19 protein-coding genes and 1 pseudogene are annotated in these 15429 nt (G+C 49.8%); 3 read left to right on the forward strand and 17 right to left on the reverse strand.

Translation table 11 applies throughout. From position 1 onward, the window contains the following. Positions 1-20: 20 nt before the first annotated feature. The 12 genes from YERSI8AC_RS13865 to YERSI8AC_RS13920 form a co-directional block, all read right to left on the reverse strand. Complete coding sequence (locus YERSI8AC_RS13865) at positions 21-647, reverse strand: LysE family translocator (RefSeq protein ID WP_159176904.1); 627 nt, start codon at positions 645-647, stop codon at positions 21-23. A gap of 51 nt (positions 648-698) precedes the next feature. Continuing rightward, positions 699-1076, reverse strand: a complete 378-nt coding sequence (locus YERSI8AC_RS13870; protein WP_159176905.1) for a nuclear transport factor 2 family protein — start codon at positions 1074-1076, stop codon at positions 699-701. A 70-nt stretch (positions 1077-1146) separates the two neighbouring features. Then, positions 1147-1665, reverse strand: a complete 519-nt coding sequence (locus YERSI8AC_RS13875) for a class IV adenylate cyclase (RefSeq protein WP_159176906.1) — start codon at positions 1663-1665, stop codon at positions 1147-1149. 90 nt (positions 1666-1755) lie between these two features. After that, positions 1756-2175, reverse strand: a complete 420-nt coding sequence (locus YERSI8AC_RS13880; protein WP_223827934.1) for a MarR family winged helix-turn-helix transcriptional regulator — start codon at positions 2173-2175, stop codon at positions 1756-1758. 333 nt (positions 2176-2508) lie between these two features. Beyond that, the gene (locus YERSI8AC_RS13885; protein WP_159176908.1) at positions 2509-3069 is read right to left on the reverse strand and encodes a hypothetical protein; all 561 of its coding nucleotides are present in this window, start codon (positions 3067-3069) and stop codon (positions 2509-2511) included. Positions 3070-3134: 65 nt separating this feature from the next. Then, on the reverse strand, positions 3135-3578 hold the full coding sequence (locus YERSI8AC_RS13890) for a hypothetical protein (RefSeq protein WP_159176909.1): 444 nt from the start codon (positions 3576-3578) through the stop codon (positions 3135-3137). 131 nt (positions 3579-3709) lie between these two features. Continuing rightward, positions 3710-4195 carry a DUF1456 family protein gene (locus tag YERSI8AC_RS13895; RefSeq protein WP_159176910.1) on the reverse strand — a complete coding sequence of 162 codons (486 nt, stop codon included), beginning with the start codon at positions 4193-4195 and terminating at the stop codon, positions 3710-3712. Between the two features lie 83 nt (positions 4196-4278). Continuing rightward, on the reverse strand, positions 4279-4701 hold the full coding sequence (locus YERSI8AC_RS13900) for a tetratricopeptide repeat protein (protein WP_159176911.1): 423 nt from the start codon (positions 4699-4701) through the stop codon (positions 4279-4281). 257 nt (positions 4702-4958) lie between these two features. Then, positions 4959-5393 (reverse strand): GFA family protein, encoded by a 435-nt coding sequence (locus YERSI8AC_RS13905; RefSeq protein ID WP_159176912.1) that lies wholly within the window; start codon positions 5391-5393, stop codon positions 4959-4961. Positions 5394-5453: 60 nt separating this feature from the next. Further along, entirely contained in the window at positions 5454-5879 is a 426-nt protein-coding gene (locus YERSI8AC_RS13910; RefSeq protein WP_022523096.1) for a GNAT family N-acetyltransferase, read from the reverse strand. Between the two features lie 437 nt (positions 5880-6316). After that, positions 6317-7399 (reverse strand): NAD(P)/FAD-dependent oxidoreductase, encoded by a 1083-nt coding sequence (locus YERSI8AC_RS13915; protein WP_022523095.1) that lies wholly within the window; start codon positions 7397-7399, stop codon positions 6317-6319. Then, on the reverse strand, positions 7399-9231 hold the full coding sequence (locus YERSI8AC_RS13920) for a LodA/GoxA family CTQ-dependent oxidase (protein WP_159176913.1): 1833 nt from the start codon (positions 9229-9231) through the stop codon (positions 7399-7401). The genes YERSI8AC_RS13915 and YERSI8AC_RS13920 overlap by 1 nt, the downstream gene beginning before the upstream one ends. Positions 9232-9661: 430 nt before the next feature. Here YERSI8AC_RS13920 and YERSI8AC_RS13925 point away from each other — a divergent pair. Continuing rightward, positions 9662-9838, forward strand: a pseudogene (locus YERSI8AC_RS13925) (transposase); the annotation flags it as partial. A 146-nt stretch (positions 9839-9984) separates the two neighbouring features. Here YERSI8AC_RS13925 and YERSI8AC_RS13930 read toward each other — a convergent pair. Beyond that, on the reverse strand, positions 9985-10407 hold the full coding sequence (locus YERSI8AC_RS13930) for a VOC family protein (protein ID WP_022523092.1): 423 nt from the start codon (positions 10405-10407) through the stop codon (positions 9985-9987). 116 nt (positions 10408-10523) lie between these two features. Continuing rightward, on the reverse strand, positions 10524-10961 hold the full coding sequence (locus tag YERSI8AC_RS13935; RefSeq protein ID WP_022523091.1) for a VOC family protein: 438 nt from the start codon (positions 10959-10961) through the stop codon (positions 10524-10526). A gap of 104 nt (positions 10962-11065) precedes the next feature. Between YERSI8AC_RS13935 and soxR the strand changes: the two genes are divergently transcribed. Next, positions 11066-11548 carry a redox-sensitive transcriptional activator SoxR gene (gene soxR / locus YERSI8AC_RS13940; protein WP_138800770.1) on the forward strand — a complete coding sequence of 161 codons (483 nt, stop codon included), beginning with the start codon at positions 11066-11068 and terminating at the stop codon, positions 11546-11548. Between the two features lie 49 nt (positions 11549-11597). Here the strand turns inward: soxR and YERSI8AC_RS13945 are convergent, their stop codons facing one another. Further along, positions 11598-12005 carry a hypothetical protein gene (locus YERSI8AC_RS13945; protein WP_159177935.1) on the reverse strand — a complete coding sequence of 136 codons (408 nt, stop codon included), beginning with the start codon at positions 12003-12005 and terminating at the stop codon, positions 11598-11600. Between the two features lie 107 nt (positions 12006-12112). Beyond that, a complete protein-coding gene (locus tag YERSI8AC_RS13950) occupies positions 12113-12250 on the reverse strand; it encodes a hypothetical protein (RefSeq protein ID WP_201304218.1) in 138 nt (45 codons plus the stop codon). 219 nt (positions 12251-12469) lie between these two features. Between YERSI8AC_RS13950 and YERSI8AC_RS13955 the strand changes: the two genes are divergently transcribed. Beyond that, positions 12470-13666, forward strand: a complete 1197-nt coding sequence (locus YERSI8AC_RS13955) for a DEAD/DEAH box helicase (protein WP_159176914.1) — start codon at positions 12470-12472, stop codon at positions 13664-13666. A gap of 71 nt (positions 13667-13737) precedes the next feature. On the opposite strand, the gene rho is transcribed toward YERSI8AC_RS13955, so the two are convergent. Continuing rightward, positions 13738-14694, reverse strand: coding sequence for a transcription termination factor Rho (gene rho / locus YERSI8AC_RS13960; protein WP_159176915.1), 957 nt, complete (start codon positions 14692-14694; stop codon positions 13738-13740). Between the last annotated feature and the right edge of the window lie 735 nt (positions 14695-15429).

Genomic DNA, 15429 nt, shown 5'->3' on the forward strand with positions numbered 1-15429 from the left:
TCTATCGCTGGCGAGGCGTTTTATAAGTTAGCATCAACTTCCTTCAGACCTAGAAGCACCGCTGCGCCAATCAAAAACGATCCAGATACCTTACCTAAGTACTGGCGCGCTGATGACTTTAGTTTCGTACTAACCCATTCAGCTGATTTACCGTAGGAAAACAAGAAAACCGCATCCATGATGAGATACGTGGCACTCAGTATCGCAAACTGATGCAGAAGGGGCTCAGATGGGTTAATGAACTGTGGAAAAAGAGCAGCGAAAAAAATAACGGCTTTAGGGTTTGCGGCTGAAGTGATAAAACCTTGCCAAAACAAGCTTTTTTTCGACCGCCCCTGATTCGCCACACCTACATGGCCCCCACTCTTTGAGAAGATCAACCTTAGGCCTAAGTACGATAAATATGCCACCCCCGCCCACTTCACAACGATAAAAAAATCACTGGATTGCTGAACAATGCTCACCAAACCTATCGAGGCGACAATCATTTGTAAAAAATTGGCTGACAAATCGCCAGCAGCGGTAAATAGCGACCGTTGGAAGCCATTGCTAACGCTATTGGAAAGCATCAAAAGCTGGCTAGGGCCCGGTGTACTCATCAAAATGAATACGGTGCTAACATACAGAAGCCAAATTTCCGTTCCCATATCCCCTCACTTTTCAAAATTAAAGTGTGTAACGCCCGCAGAATCAACGATCTAAGACTGAACCTCAAAAGGAGAAATAGCCGTACCTTGGTTGTAAACCATTTTCCAGTCACTTCCCTCTTTCCGCCATATTGACGTTCGCCGAGAATAGCTTGTACCTAAGCCATTTTGACGACTGATAGCAACCCTATAAAAGAGCTGAATAAGATCAGAGCTCAATCTCCGGTGCTCAAAGTCCTGAGATATGGCCGACCATGCGGACTCCTGCGGCAAATAATCAAGGACACTATCTAACCCGAAAAAATCGCCTGATGCGCCGATCTCCAGGAAATCCGAGGACAGTAAAGACCGCAGCTTCGCCGGTGACCTGCGCACCTCGAAGCTAAGCAAGGCTCTTTCCTTTTCTATCAGATCCGCTTCGATTTCCATAGCTGATTACCCTAACGTATGAACTCGACAACCTTCGCGGCTCCTTGGTTAGACCCTATAGAATCAATGGTTAGCCCCCCTGTTCCTCGAGCAAGTCGACATAAGCGCCTTCAATGAGCTGGGATGACTCGATACCGAGCTGATCCAATAGGCGGTGCGCGACTTCCACACCGGGCTGTGATGATTCACTGGAGGAAAGTACCACTTCAAGTTCAAGAAAGTGCCCAAGGCCCTCCACTCTATCGAGATGTACACGAGTCCTGTCAACAAGATACAGCGTGCGATGTTTCCGAACACGACCAACTTCACCATAAGCCAGCGAAAGCGTCTCTCGCAACGCCTCAGGCTCATCAGTTTGCGAGCAAACGTAAAACGATTCTTTCGGGCCTGCCTGATTGGCGCGCCGGTAAAAAATGAGTTCGCCGTGCTTTTCTGAAAACACCCGAAGCTTCAGCCGACCAGCCTCACAATGGAAGAAGGTATCGTCTTGCACTATCTCAGTAGGCCCATTGTCCGCGATCTTAGCCACCCTGGACTCGAGCGCTTCGATGTTGTCGATACGTGCTTTGATCTCAATATTTCTGGCCATGGTAAGTGCCTCCGCCGCTTTCGTTCGGTGCAAACCCTTGAAATCTGCTGGCTGGTTTATCAAGAGTCAATGCCCAGTGGGCAAGCAAAACTACAACACTTCCTTTAACAGCTTATAAAACTCATCCAACTCTTTTTTATCAAGTGGTTCGAGCAATGCGGCAGAAGCGTGTTTAAACGAAACTTGCGCATCTTCATAAATTTTTGTCCCAGCTGTGGTAAGTGCCACCAGGCTGACTCTGGCATCACGAGGGTTTTCCTGCTTCTTAACCAGCCCTATTTTCTCCATAGGATTTAAAAGGCGAGTAACCCCTGATGGGCTCAACCCAACCTGTTCAGCAAGATCGCTACGGCGTACTTTTTGATTGGGTGCGGTGTATAGCTGATTGAGAACCAGATAATCGGACAGGCCAATACCATGCGCGGAAAGCGCACTGCCAATCCGTTTTTGGATTTTACTTTGCAGGTTGATGACACTTAACACCAATCCTGCCTCTATATTTTCCGACATAGCCATTACTCTTGCGCGATGGTTGATCCCACAAATATATATTCAAATGATTGCGCAGTCAAACATATTGCAAGCAAATGCTCGTTAGCGGTTATTGATGACCGAGTGAAATGCCAGGTTAGCTGCTCTCATGCATGTATGCACGAGGCTGACTCTCCTAATTCATGACAAAGAGAATTAGAATCTGTCCTTCATCTTCAGGATAAAATGCGACACGAAGGCACCACTGCTTCCCATTTCGAGAAAGGCATTAACGCTAAAGCCTACCTTCACCGCTGCTTATATAGCGCAATTTTGCTGCCTTCATTCCCAAAAAATTGAATTAATTGTTTTCTAGGCTTTGAAGTTGGGTGGAGTGGCCCAAAGCTGCACCTCGATATAGAGCTCAAAATCTGTTTCCCAATAGCGCTCGTAAGGAATCTCGTGATCATTGGCAGGGATTCCGAAGCGTGTAACGAGCCTACTCACCTCATTAAGCAGAAACACTTGATTGTAGTAAGGCTTGTCGTCTCGGGTTAGCGCAATAAAGCTATCCGGGTAAGTCAAAGACGTTACTTCGGGATCGAGCTCAGAGAGAGGGATTCTAAGCTCACCTTGGTTTGCGTTCAGGTCACGAAACCAAGGGGATTCTCCAAGCACTAGATAGAAGGGATGATCGCGGCGCGGTTTACCTCCACGCGCAACGAAGAGTTCACGCAGCCGAGCCTCAACCTCACGTCGGACTCCTATGTAGTTCCTACCATAGCGCCGTCGGTAGCCGGGATCACGCTGATGACGAGTTAGGATATCTTGGAATACAGGATCTTCCGAGCCAGCAGGAAGCTCTGAGAGACTCCGAAACGGGCCTGTCTCTCGCAAATAATAGTGTGTAGCGAAATCTGGGGGTCTAGTCACTGTTTCATGCCTTCGGCCAAGCTACTAGCCATCAAACGCCCCGTTGAGCGACACATCTAAGCAACTTATTGACACGCCCTAGCCTGGCTAATGAAGTCCTCTAGAAGGGCCATCGCCCGCTCAACATCTCGTTCATAAATAAACAGGTGATCGAATACGGCACCACACTGCGGGCCAGCTTTAATGCCGTGTTCATTTAGCACTCGCAGAACAGGGCCGAGAAAACCAATCACATCGAAAGGAAGCTCGCCATCCGTTGATACAACTCGAAACGGGCCGAAGCTATCTCTTATCGAGACCTCAGTTTTTAAGCGTTCAAGAGCCGCCTCGTCGACTATCGCGGATACACCTGCCTGATCGCGAATTAAACAGCTGTACCGAGCATCGCTTGCCACGAACACGTTAGCCACATCTTGAGCGGATGTGTCGCTAAGATCGAGCATCCAGTAGCGTTCAGGCCAGATTTTCAATGTCATATTCGCCCATACCGCCATTGGATCTATAGACATTACACTCTCCTGTTAGACCGCCAATGACCGCTCGATTCGACAGCTGTTAAAACGTCACATCGAAGCCGCAGCTGGCCTATACCGTATGATACAAAGTGCTGCAGCTATTATATGAATTCAGGCGATTAAGCTCAGGACTCAGAGCTTGAAGCGTCCTGGTTTGGCCGCAACTGAAGCTGGATGCCGAGTAAGAAATTTCGCAGCACCTGATCTTTACACTCTCGATAATTCTTATGGCTGGGCTTGCGGAAAAACGCGCTTAATTCATGGTTACTTAGATTGAAGCCAGCCAGTTCAAAAGCAGCCAAAATATCATCAGCCTTTAAATTCAGCGCAATGCGCAGCTTCTGAAACACCATATTGTTGTTCAACTGCGACTCTGGCACGGGCTGTGGCCCTTCGCGCTTACCACGCTTGAAGCTGATAAACCCATTCAAAAACGCCGCCAGTTCCTTATTCTTCATGGTGACAAAGGCGTCGTCGTCATCCTTTTTCAGCCAAGCCGTTACCTGCTCTTGAGCCACGCTGACCTCTGCCAAGGCGAAGATATCCACGATGGTGCTGTCTTTTAAATCAAAGGTGTAACGTATGCGGCGAAAAATATCGTTATTGGTCAAAATAGTGTCCCTAGTCTTAGGCAAACCCAGCACAATCAGGCTTTATGTGCATCTACATGATTAAAACCAGCAGCTCAAAGAAACTAACCTGTGGTCAGTTTCCCAAGCAGCTCGTCAATTTCGTCTTTAAGCTCGCCATCTTCAATTTTATTGGCGGTGGCTTGGGCATTTTTAAGATTACTGATAGCCGCGTCGGTTTGGCCCAGTTCGACTTGCAACTTCGCCATGGAGAACGCGATAGATGACATGTGATCCTTCGAGTTAATGGCGACGGCCTTTTCAAAGGCTTTTTCGTAGACTGCCAGCGCCTCATCCAGCTCTTCGGTGAAGTCAGCCAATGTTTCCCACTGCTCTGGATGATCTTTATCGGTGCTCTCATGCTCGGTGCAAATAGCTTCCAGCTCCGCATAGAGCGCATCAAAAGCCTCTCTATCCTCTTTATCGGCAGCCTTCATGAGCTTTTCAGCGAGTTCGTAAACCGCCTTGTATATTTTGGTGTTAATCATGAACGACTACCTTTTCTCTATTTAAAAATAGTAACAAGTAAACAAACCTGCTGAAAATTAACGCATGTAACGAAGCCAACCCACCGTTAACAGTGACATTATACCCTTTGGGGATGGCTCTACGGTCGATCATTTTACGGTTTTTGTGCTGGGGTGTTGGTATTTGAGTGGTCGTCCTAGCTGCTCGCGCCATCAGACCACTCCTTAGAGGCATTGGAGGACATTTCAGCTACCAATGGCAAAGATTCGACCTGCATTCAACGACTTGGCTTCTGCAATGCCTGGTTAAGCGATTCCAAACTATCGGGGCCACCATCCAAACGAACACAGCCATCTGATTCTGAAGCCCAAGAAGCCGACGAAGAAAGGTGAAGATGGATAGATATTTGCGACGCAGTCACATCATTTAGCAAACCAGCGGGAATCCATACCAACCCCGTGTCTCTCAGTTGGTTGGGTACCAGACTGCCGCAGACCGAACAAAAATCATTCCGGTAACCGGTTGGCTTCTGAAAAGTACTGATTTTGGATTGGCCGGAATGCCAACGGAAGCTATCCGCTTTTACAAAAGTGGCCGTATTTGACGCAGACCCTGTCGCTTTGCGACACAGAGAGCAGTGACATTGATAGAAGTTCGGCAGTTCCCCTTCGATTTCGAACTTAATCTCCCCACACAAACATTCACCTTTCATTGAATATTCCTTAATGCTTTACACCCTCGATCACAAACCGCTGCTAATCGCTACACGTTGTTAACAGTAGTGTTCCATGATGAATTCAGGATAGCCAGTTTGTTCGTCAATCTGCTCACTTAATGCAATGAAGCCATGTTTTTGATAAAAACTGATGCTGGAAGCGTTCTGCCTATAGACACTTAGCTGTAAACACGCCCTTCTGCTCTTAGCATCTTCAATCAACGCTGACCCTATACCATTTCCCTGCAGGCTTGGTAGCACAAAAACTGCTGCTAACGTATTTCCATAGAGGCAATAAAACCCTGTAACCTGCTCATCAGCCTCAAATACAAAGGTGTCTGATGCAGGGATGTATATATCCCGCATATCGCTAACTTTTGACTGCCAAAATTCAGAACCAACAAAGGAGTGGGCTTTAATCGAAGCTGAAAGCCAGATATCCAAAATTTGTTCAATATCCGCCTCACGGTATTTACGAATCATCTAAATGTTCCTAACGATGGTCAATGGCGCCAAAGGCGGTACTGAAAAGCTGCCTAGCCCTGGATAAGGTTGCACCTGAACCAGCGCTAGACAGCTTCATAAATTTAGGCCGGTACGCTTTGTCTTCCTTAGGGTCAATCCGTTTCTTCCATAGGAGTAATTAGTTCTCATCACTTCCTGAAAGCCGTTTTGCTTCCAAGTCCCACTGAAAGATCCAGGAATTTTAACAGGTTATTCTAAAGATATTTCATGGTGCATCAAAGCTAAATCTATTACGGTTCAGCACCCTGGAAGGTGCTGAACTGCTTGCTTATTAAGTGGCATCTTGATTTAAATTCCGCTCGGCCGGGATATCGCTTAGCGCCAAGTAATGTTCGTCGTCACCAAAAGTGCACCCATTTACGCGATTTACCATACCACTCGCCATGGCCTTCAATTCACTGCCTCCGCTGCCAGAAGGCCTCCTGACTGAACCGCCTTGGCCCCTGGTAGCTGGCCTTGAGATGAAAGAGATAACGCTGGCTGACTGCTTGCATCTCCTGCTGGTAGGCACCGAGTGATTGGTGCAAGCCAGATTCGATGGCCTTGGCTGCACTGGTTGCCGAAGCCAGGGAATGAAAGAGCCCTTGTGAAGCCAATGGGTCGAAGGCCAGCAGGGCATCGCCGATAGCCAGAAATCCCGGCCCCGCCTTCGGCAACTGCCCTACTTCCAACAGGGAAGTACCCGCCGGTCGGCCGCGTACACGGGCGGGGGCCACCCTCTCCAGCACCTCTGCCAATAGGGCATGCTCCCTGGCTCGGGCCAGAAAGGCATCGGGGTGACGCAACAACTGACGGCATAGCGGATCATCGACGTCCATATGGTAGGCCAACACCCGTTGCCCTTGAGGCAGGGGCACCGTATACCACCAGCCACGGGCATCCGCCTGAATGCGCATAGTAGCGTCCTGGCTCTCGGCCGCTTGGTCCAGGAAACTGTAGAGGCACAGCAAAGGATCATCAGCATCGCGCCGTAATCCCAATTGACGCCCCAGATACCCACTACGGCCCGTGGCATCAATCATCACAGGCGCCCTAAACGATCCCAGTGTCGTGTCCAAGTACCACTGGCCCTGACGGTGGCGAATATCCACTTGCTTGCAGCCCTCCCCCAGCGTCACCCCGACATCCTGGGCTCGAAGACGCAGCATCTGCTCAAATTCCCGCCGATCTAGATACCACCCAGGTCCGGCCGGATCCTGGATGGCATCCCGCCAGACCGGCTTGTCATCGTCCCACACCGATACTGCAGCGCCCCGCTCCCGGTGTCCCGCGTCCCGAAAAGCTGCCATCAAGTTAAGGCGCTGCAGCAGCACAGCTGCTGCTCCCGGCAGGGACTCACCAATGGGGGGCGTCCTAGCCAGGGAAGCCCGGCGTTCCAGCACCAGCACCCGCTGCTCCGGCCGCAGCAGAGTGCCGAGCGCCAGCCCAGCAGGTCCGGCACCGACAATCACTACGTCGAAGGGGCGATAGTTAGCCATTAGCGGCCACGTCGTTGTTCGATCAACAGCTTCCGCATGCCTTTGTCTGTGTCGTGCCGCTCCTCAGGCGTCAAGTCACGGCCGCCTCTATCTTCGACCTGCATCTGCGGCGGGAAGTCGGGATCTCCGTTGAGCCCTGGCTGCACCTCTACGATTCCCATCTGATCAAAATCAGTCACCATTCTCGCCAACTGTTTATTGTGGCCAGCGCCCAGGGTGCGATCCCAATCGGCACGCTGATGGTAGGCAGCCAAGCGCTCTTCTCTCGGCAGCGAGTCGTTCATAACCGTGTCATAGTTCTCCTTGCTCAGTACCTGATTAGGTACCCGAGCAGGCCAGAAGGTGGGTAGATAGGGATCGTATTCGGTGTCGTAGCCGGAGCGGCAACTCGCAGTGTCAGTTTGCCAGGGAATAGCCATCCAACGGGTAATAGAGCCAGGGTATTGGCCGTATAGGGGGCCGTTATAGGACTTCGCCATGGCTGGCGTCAGCGTTGTGCCATAGTCCGGCTCCGGATCTTCGGGGCTGCGGTGGCGCCAGCGGTAGGGTTCCATATACATGGTGCTATGGCGTACCGGCCAGGTCATCTCACACCCCGGATGGAAAGCGTCGGCGATGCAGAACTCCATCGCTGCTCTGTCCAGCATAGCGGGCTGCTGCTCCAACGGAACCTTGTCGATACTCTCAGGTGATTGCCGATGTGGATCGTAGTCCGCTTCAAAATCCCCTTCTGCCCACTTGTCCAGCAGTGCCAGTTGGGTGGTGGTCAGGGTGTTCATAGCGTCGGGCACGTTTGGCATGGGAACATTCATGGCATCGCCATAGATCCAGGGCCAAGGCTTCATGGAGATATCGCCGTCCTGGGGATTGCGGAAGCTATTGACCACAGTGCGCCTAAGTTCGGCGTAGGTTTCACCCGGTTCGTCCAACTGCGACAGGTAGCGGGGCTCAAGGAAATGCTGGGGCATACCATAGCCGAAGCCAGCGGCAAAGCCCGCATTCATCCATTGTAGATCGCACATGGCTTTGAGGATGGGCAGTATGTCGTCGGTAAAGGAAGGTCTGGTGGGTGCCGGTAACAGGCCAGCCTGGATAGCCACATCCGTCATCAGCGCGTACATGGTACGCACCGCTTTCTGCTGTGGGCCGTAATTGGGCGGAGCCACCACCACCCAGGCTGGCGTCACGGTAATCGGACGGCCATCCACCAATACTGTGGCCGTCACGGGGCCGTCACTGGTGTCGTCATACCAGCCGTCATTATTGGCGAAGGTAGTGGGTGGCTTTTCCAGATAGGAAGCGGAGCGCCCATGGCCACCGAATACCTGCAGGCGACCAACAGTGTCGGTGCGTAACTCCCCCAGTGGCACCTCTATTCCCATGAACGTGCCGCCCTGAAACTGAGCCACGCCGGAACAGGTATTGATGCTACGCGCTCCTGGGGTAATGGACAGATTGTGCCTATCCCGCAGAGCCACCTCGGCGTTACGACGCGTGGAAGGCGCTGCCGTCTCAGCTTCGGGGATATCCAACGCGAGCTCGAAGTTGTACCAAGCCGCTTTATGGTTAGCTACCTCCACTGTCCAGGTAATCTCGGTGGTAGGATCCATGGTCAGTTCCCGCACTACCCTACCGTTGCCGTCGTAAGCGTAGATGCGGAACTCGGCCACCTCGCGTTTCAAGGCACCAGTGGCGTCCCGATAGGTCCCCGGTTCCCTGGGCAGGGGCTCGGTGACCTGGGGGCCGATGTAAAAACCGTCAGTTTGCTTGGAATTGCCCACCCTGGCGATACCAATGGCCGGGTGAATTTTGGCGTAAGCGATCTCAGACATCTGTCACTCCCTTTTTGTATGGGACGACACCATGAAGCGAAGGGGTTCTGGCGCCGCATAGGCTCATGAATCTCTGAACTGTAACTGAAGAAATAGTAAAGCAGGATCAGCGGTACACTGCTGCTCACCAAGATAGAACAAGACAGCCACTTATTCACTGCAAAAGGTGAAATTTAATTTGGGTCTCATCTATTCAAATTGCGCTGCTACCTTTTACAAGGTAACTGGCCTTCCCCGCTTAAGCGTTTATTAAACACAACCCAACCATTATCCCCTACGATTCCCAAAATCAGTCGGTGTAAACTTATAGCTAATCTCTAAACACAGGAAGGCAGTTATACAGCCTGAATTGATAAGAGCTCCTTGCAAAACCCTTGAAATAGCTCACCTACGTGCCTAGCTTAGCTATTATGGCTAAGAAAAATGCCCTGATGAACTTTGGGGAATTGTTGAGCCGCTCTTGCCACTGGATTCACCCAAGCATGATGGTGGTGGGCCACGTGTTTCCAACCGTGCCGCCTTGACCGACATCCTGTTTTTTCTTAAGTCAGGCATCCCGTGGGAAGTGTTACCTCAAGAAATGGGATGGGGTTCCGGCGTCACTTGCAACACGATAAGAGCGGCGTACTGATCTCCACCATGCGTTCACTTTGCTGGGCGGACTGCTCACTGATTGGCTTTAAACAGCTCACACGACAGTTTTGAAAGAAGCTCAACAGAGCACTCGGCAACAGAGGCGGTATTGCTGTGCCCCTAAGTTTCCGATCTTTCAACCGTTAAGCCGATTTCCTGTCCATACGAAATTTCTAAAACATGTCCATCAGGATCATTTATGAATGCCCAATAGCCTACCGGATAGCCGCTATCAGTCGCCTCCCGGGACAATATTTCTTCGCGCCTAGCTTGGTCACATAAATCATCTACTTCACTCTTGCTTTTACAACCAACACCCAGGTGGGCAAAAGGCCCTAATATAGGAACCGGATTACTGCTTTGTACTAACACTAATACAAATGGGCGTGATTTATCTGACAACCAAACGACTCGCTTGTCAATTTCCTTATCTGTTCGCTCATGAATGACAGACATGTGGGCATAGCGCTGATAAAAATCAATACTTTGATCTAAGTTACTTGCTGATAACGCAATGTGCGTAAAGCCGACATCTATTTTCATTATCAATCCAAAATTTCTAGTTTTAAAAAAGAGGCTTTCTGGCTCGTTATTGCTTACAAACCCCTGCTTATCAAGAGCATGCTTGACTACCAAACACCGCTAATTGTCTATCTCTCCTACGTTGCTGTTTGCTGAGCATCGCGGTTTAAATTCCGCTCGGCCGGGATATCGCTCAGGTATTCGACAAACTCCACCTCAAAACCGGCCGGATCGACAAAATAGACATTCTTGCGAAACGGCTCTACAGCTCCTGGTTTGGCAATGGCATAACCCGCGTTATTCAACCTGGCCACAACGGCATCCAGGTTATCGGTCACATAGGCAAAATGGGCCAAGCCAACGCTGTGACCTTTCAGATCGCGGTTTGCCCCTTCGCCGTGATCGCTTAACGCCAGGTAATGTTCGTCGTCACCAAAGTGCACCCATTTACGCGGTTTGCCATACCACTCGCCATGGCCTTCATCGCGTACCCGCCAATGCGGGAATACGGCGCAGTAAAAATCCAGCATGGCATCCATATCATCAACGACCAGATTCACGTGTTCCAAGTACATAAGAGTCTCCTTGCGTTAAGTGAAATGGCAGGATAAAACCTCAACTTCACTTGAGGTAAAGCTGTTTTTGGAAAAAAATGGCAAAAAAGATTCAGGAGTGCGTGATGGCAGAGGCAATTTGGAGTGTTGGTAAGGTGGCAAAGCGCTGCGGCATTAAAGTCAGCACCTTGCACTTTTACGAGCAGCAAGGCCTGATCCATAGCTGGCGTAATGCAGGCAATCAGCGCCGCTATAAACCAGAAGTCCTAAGGCGGATTTCGGTGATTAAAGCCGCGCAGAAAGTCGGCGTCAGCCTGGATGAGATCAAGCGAGCTTTTGAATCACTGCCCAATAACCGCACACCGACGGTTGAAGACTGGCAACAGCTTTCAAAAAACTGGCAGCAGATGCTCGATGGCAGGATTGCTTATCTGCAAAAGCTACGTAGTAACCTGGCAGGCTGTATAGGCTGCGGCTGTCTGAGCATGACCAGTTGCCCGCTCTATAACCCGGACGACAAGCTGGCGGAATCAGGTAGCGGCCCAGTCCTGTTGGATCAGGCAGAACAGAAAGCGAGAGCCCAGCAAGAACCAAGCGCTAGCTCATAGACCTTAAGAGTAGCCCTTAAGAGTAGACCTCAATAATAGCTATCAAACCTTAATCTACATGAATGAACCACTTGGGCTTGATGCGCCCAAAGTCGCGACGGATGTTTGTTTTCAAGGCTTTTTTGGAATCCAGCACCACGGTTTCCTGCTCACTTCTAACAAACACCACCCAATGCCAGAAAGGTCTGCCCTGCTCCATGCGCCATTTGATCGCCAACAGCGCCTTGTCAGGAAGGCGTTCCCAGGTATCGAATGGCGTCTCCGTGGGTGCAGCGGTGATTCCCAAAGCACGCAAGAGCTTACGGACGTACTCGGTGTCTGACCAAAGCGCTGTGTCTTCGGCATAAATACCCAAGGCGTTAGCTGTCTCTTTGGCCTGTGCATAGGTAATGCCCGCAAGAGCAGCGCATGATGCGATGCCACAGCCGGATATTTCTTCTTGAATGACGGGGTTCATTTGCATATTGATTAACGTTTGCCATAAACGGTGCGAGGAACAAGGGTGCAGCGACCTAAATAAGTGAATTTAATTGCATTTTTATTTCGCTCACTCACGATCTAACTTCAATTACCCTGAGACTCCGCTTTCGCCAATTTTTTCTCGAGCTTAACAATTTTAGAAAATGAAATGATGCCAAAAACAAACCCCAAGATGCCCATCGACATTCCCATAATTCCAAAAATGAATCCTATATCGCCCATGTTATCTCTCCAACGTCAAGGCTAATTCTAACCATTATTAGCGTACTATAAAGCATCACTTACCATTCATTTAATGAATGCCTTTAATTTCATCACAAAAGTCACCGTTCAGCACTATGAAGCTAATTGCCCTGTTCGAGCAACGAGCGGCTGCTTTTACGCTATACTGCATCATTTTTCATTTTCGACACACCTTACGACCATCGGTCAGAGCTCCTAATGCCATTTTCAAAACTAGGATTATCCAGTCCTCTTGTTCAAGCGATTACCGAACTAGGTTACAACACGCCAACGCCCATTCAGGAACAAGCGATTCCTGCCATTCTCTCGGGTAACGACTTAATCGCCACCGCACAAACAGGCACGGGCAAAACCGCTGCTTTTGTTCTGCCTCTGCTAGAACGATTTAGCAACACGGGAACGTTACGCGGCAAACGCATACGTGCGCTGATTCTCGTGCCGACCCGTGAGCTAGCGGTTCAGGTCGAAGCCAATGTGGCTCAATACGCTAAACACACGCACCTAACCTCTATGGCGATGTATGGCGGTGTGGATACCGAAGCGCAAAAAGAGCGCCTAATCAAAGGAGTGGATATTCTAGTCGCCACGCCGGGCAGATTGCTTGATTTGGCGCATCAGCGTGCGCTGCATTTTGACGAACTTAAAGTCATGGTACTGGACGAAGCAGACAGAATGGTCGACATGGGGTTTGCCGACGATATCCATAAGATCATAGAGCGCCTACCTGAAAACCGTCAGAACCTACTGTTCTCGGCCACAATGACAGACGACGTACGCGCCCTCGCCTACGATTTTTCAGATAGCAAGATGACCGATCTAGCGGCTGAAATATCCATTTCTCCCAACATCCGCGCCGCCGCTAATGTCCAACAATGGCTAATCACCGTCGATAAAGACACGAAATCCGCCTTGTTGAGCCACTTGATCAACGAACAAAAGTGGGATCAGGCGCTTATTTTTACCGAGAAAAAACACAATGCAGCCAAGCTTGTTGCTCAACTGGAAAAACGCGGCATCACAGCGGATTCCATTCATGGCGATAGAAGCCAAGCGATGCGCGAAAAGATTCTGGCTCAGTTCAAAACCGGCGAATTAAAGTACTTGGTCGCCACGGGGGTTGCCGCGCGAGGTTTGGATATTGGCGAACTGAGCCGTGTGGTGAATTATGATTTACCCTTTAAGCCAGAAGAGTACATCCACCGCATTGGCCGTACCGGCCGTGCTGGAGCCTCAGGGGAAGCCATCTCTTTAGTCGACATGAGTGACTTTAAAAATCTTTGTGCCATTGAAAGACGGTTAAAAAGCATTATTGAGCGCAAAGAGGTTGCAGGCTTTCCGGTTCGCAAAGCAGTACCCGAGTCAAACTTAAACTATAATAAACAAAGTAATCGTTAATACTTACCCAAGAAGCTCACCTCCCTGTATTCTTAAAAAAACCAAAGGTGAGCTTCTTTATTATAGACATTTCACGAGGCTGGTAAAAACTGATCTAACAGCTCGGCATTCGTTGGATATTTATCCAATAACTCAAGCAACTTCTGGGCGCTTTCTACTGGCTTAAGCGTTGTCAAGGCTCTCCGCAATGTCCTTACTTTTTCAATATCCTTTGCATCAATCAACAGCTCTTCTCGCCGGGTACTGCTTTTGGCAATATCTATCGCCGGGAAAATCCGTTGATTGGTCACTTCCCGGGATAACATGAGTTCCATATTGCCGGTGCCCTTGAACTCCTCGAAAATCACCTGATCCATACGGCTTCCCGTATCCACCAGCACGGTGGCCAGAATGGTGAGCGATCCGCCGTGTTCGATCTTTCTCGCGGCGCCAAACAGTTTTCGCGGTATTTCCATCGCTCGGGAATCCAGCCCACCCGACATAGTGCGACCATTGCCCCGCTGCTCGGCATTATGCACTCGCGAGAGTCTCGTCAGAGAATCGATCACAATCATCACATTATGACCGTCGCCTGCTTGCTTACGCGCCGTCTCAAGCAGCTTATCGGCCATACGCACATGGTGTGTATAGCTTTCGTCTGACGACGAGGCATGTACCTCTGCCGTCACACTGCGCTTAAAATCGGTCACTTCTTCAGGGCGCTCATCAATCAGCAAGGCATACAGCTTTATGTCAGGATGAGCCTCGGCCACGGCCTGACAGATATGTTTTAACATCGTCGTTTTGCCAGAGCCTGGCGGCGCCACAATCAGCCCACGTTGCCCCATCCCAATGGGCGTAATCAAATCCATCGCTCGCACAGTACGCTGATTAGAACCAGGCTCTAAATAGATGCGTGGGGAAGGATGAATAGCGACGCCATTTAAAAAACGTTTTTCGGGATCATTAGGGAATTGATCTTCAACCTCATCGGCGGGCTTGGCATCTATCTGCCTTTTCACCTTCAAGCCTAGTGTTTTTCTCGTCATAATATTGATGGATCGCCTTAAATAACTTGAATTTATAGAATACTGAATTTATAAAAATAGCTGCATCATAGGCCAGCCGACTGGTCGCTCCTTGCGGCACTCGGTATGGAAAACGGATAAGTCTCACTTGCGCTCAAGCGTATCGGGTTGGAGCTAATCTTAGTAGTTGACCACCACCATGGCGTCCTGATCTTGGTTACAGGGCTTGAAGTGCGGCATGCTGACCACTCCTCGTCTTTTTTCTCGAGCCTACCAAAACCTAGACGTCAAAGGGGTTTTTCTACAACCTCAACACCAAACACAGCGGCGCGAGTTTATGAGCGTCCGGCGGCCGCAAACTGCTGCGTCTTGTTAAATTTCGGCGCTCCAGACTTCAAACTTGAGACCGCCCCCTCTAATGCCTATTGAACATGCACATCAATACAAGTAAATTGATGAATGAGAGGATTACTCTCAAACACTTGAGGAAAACTATTATGGCTCTTAAACCAGGTCCAAAGCCAATTGCAGAATCAACAGGGAAACCCGATCAACGTCGACGTGACAATAAAAAAACACCGGGAAATACTCCGGACTTAAAACCTAGTAAATCCTCAAAAAAATAGAATATATTACTGATAAGAGCTACTGTAATGGTAGCTCTTCATGTTACTTTTCTTCTCGTCTCACCTGCGTGCTGTAAGTTAACAGTAATTAGACTTCACGCTCTGGTATGGAATGAACGCGCTGTGCTAT

Source organism: Halomonas sp. 113, from assembly GCF_904067645.1.
Classification (GTDB): domain Bacteria; phylum Pseudomonadota; class Gammaproteobacteria; order Pseudomonadales; family Halomonadaceae; genus Vreelandella; species Vreelandella titanicae.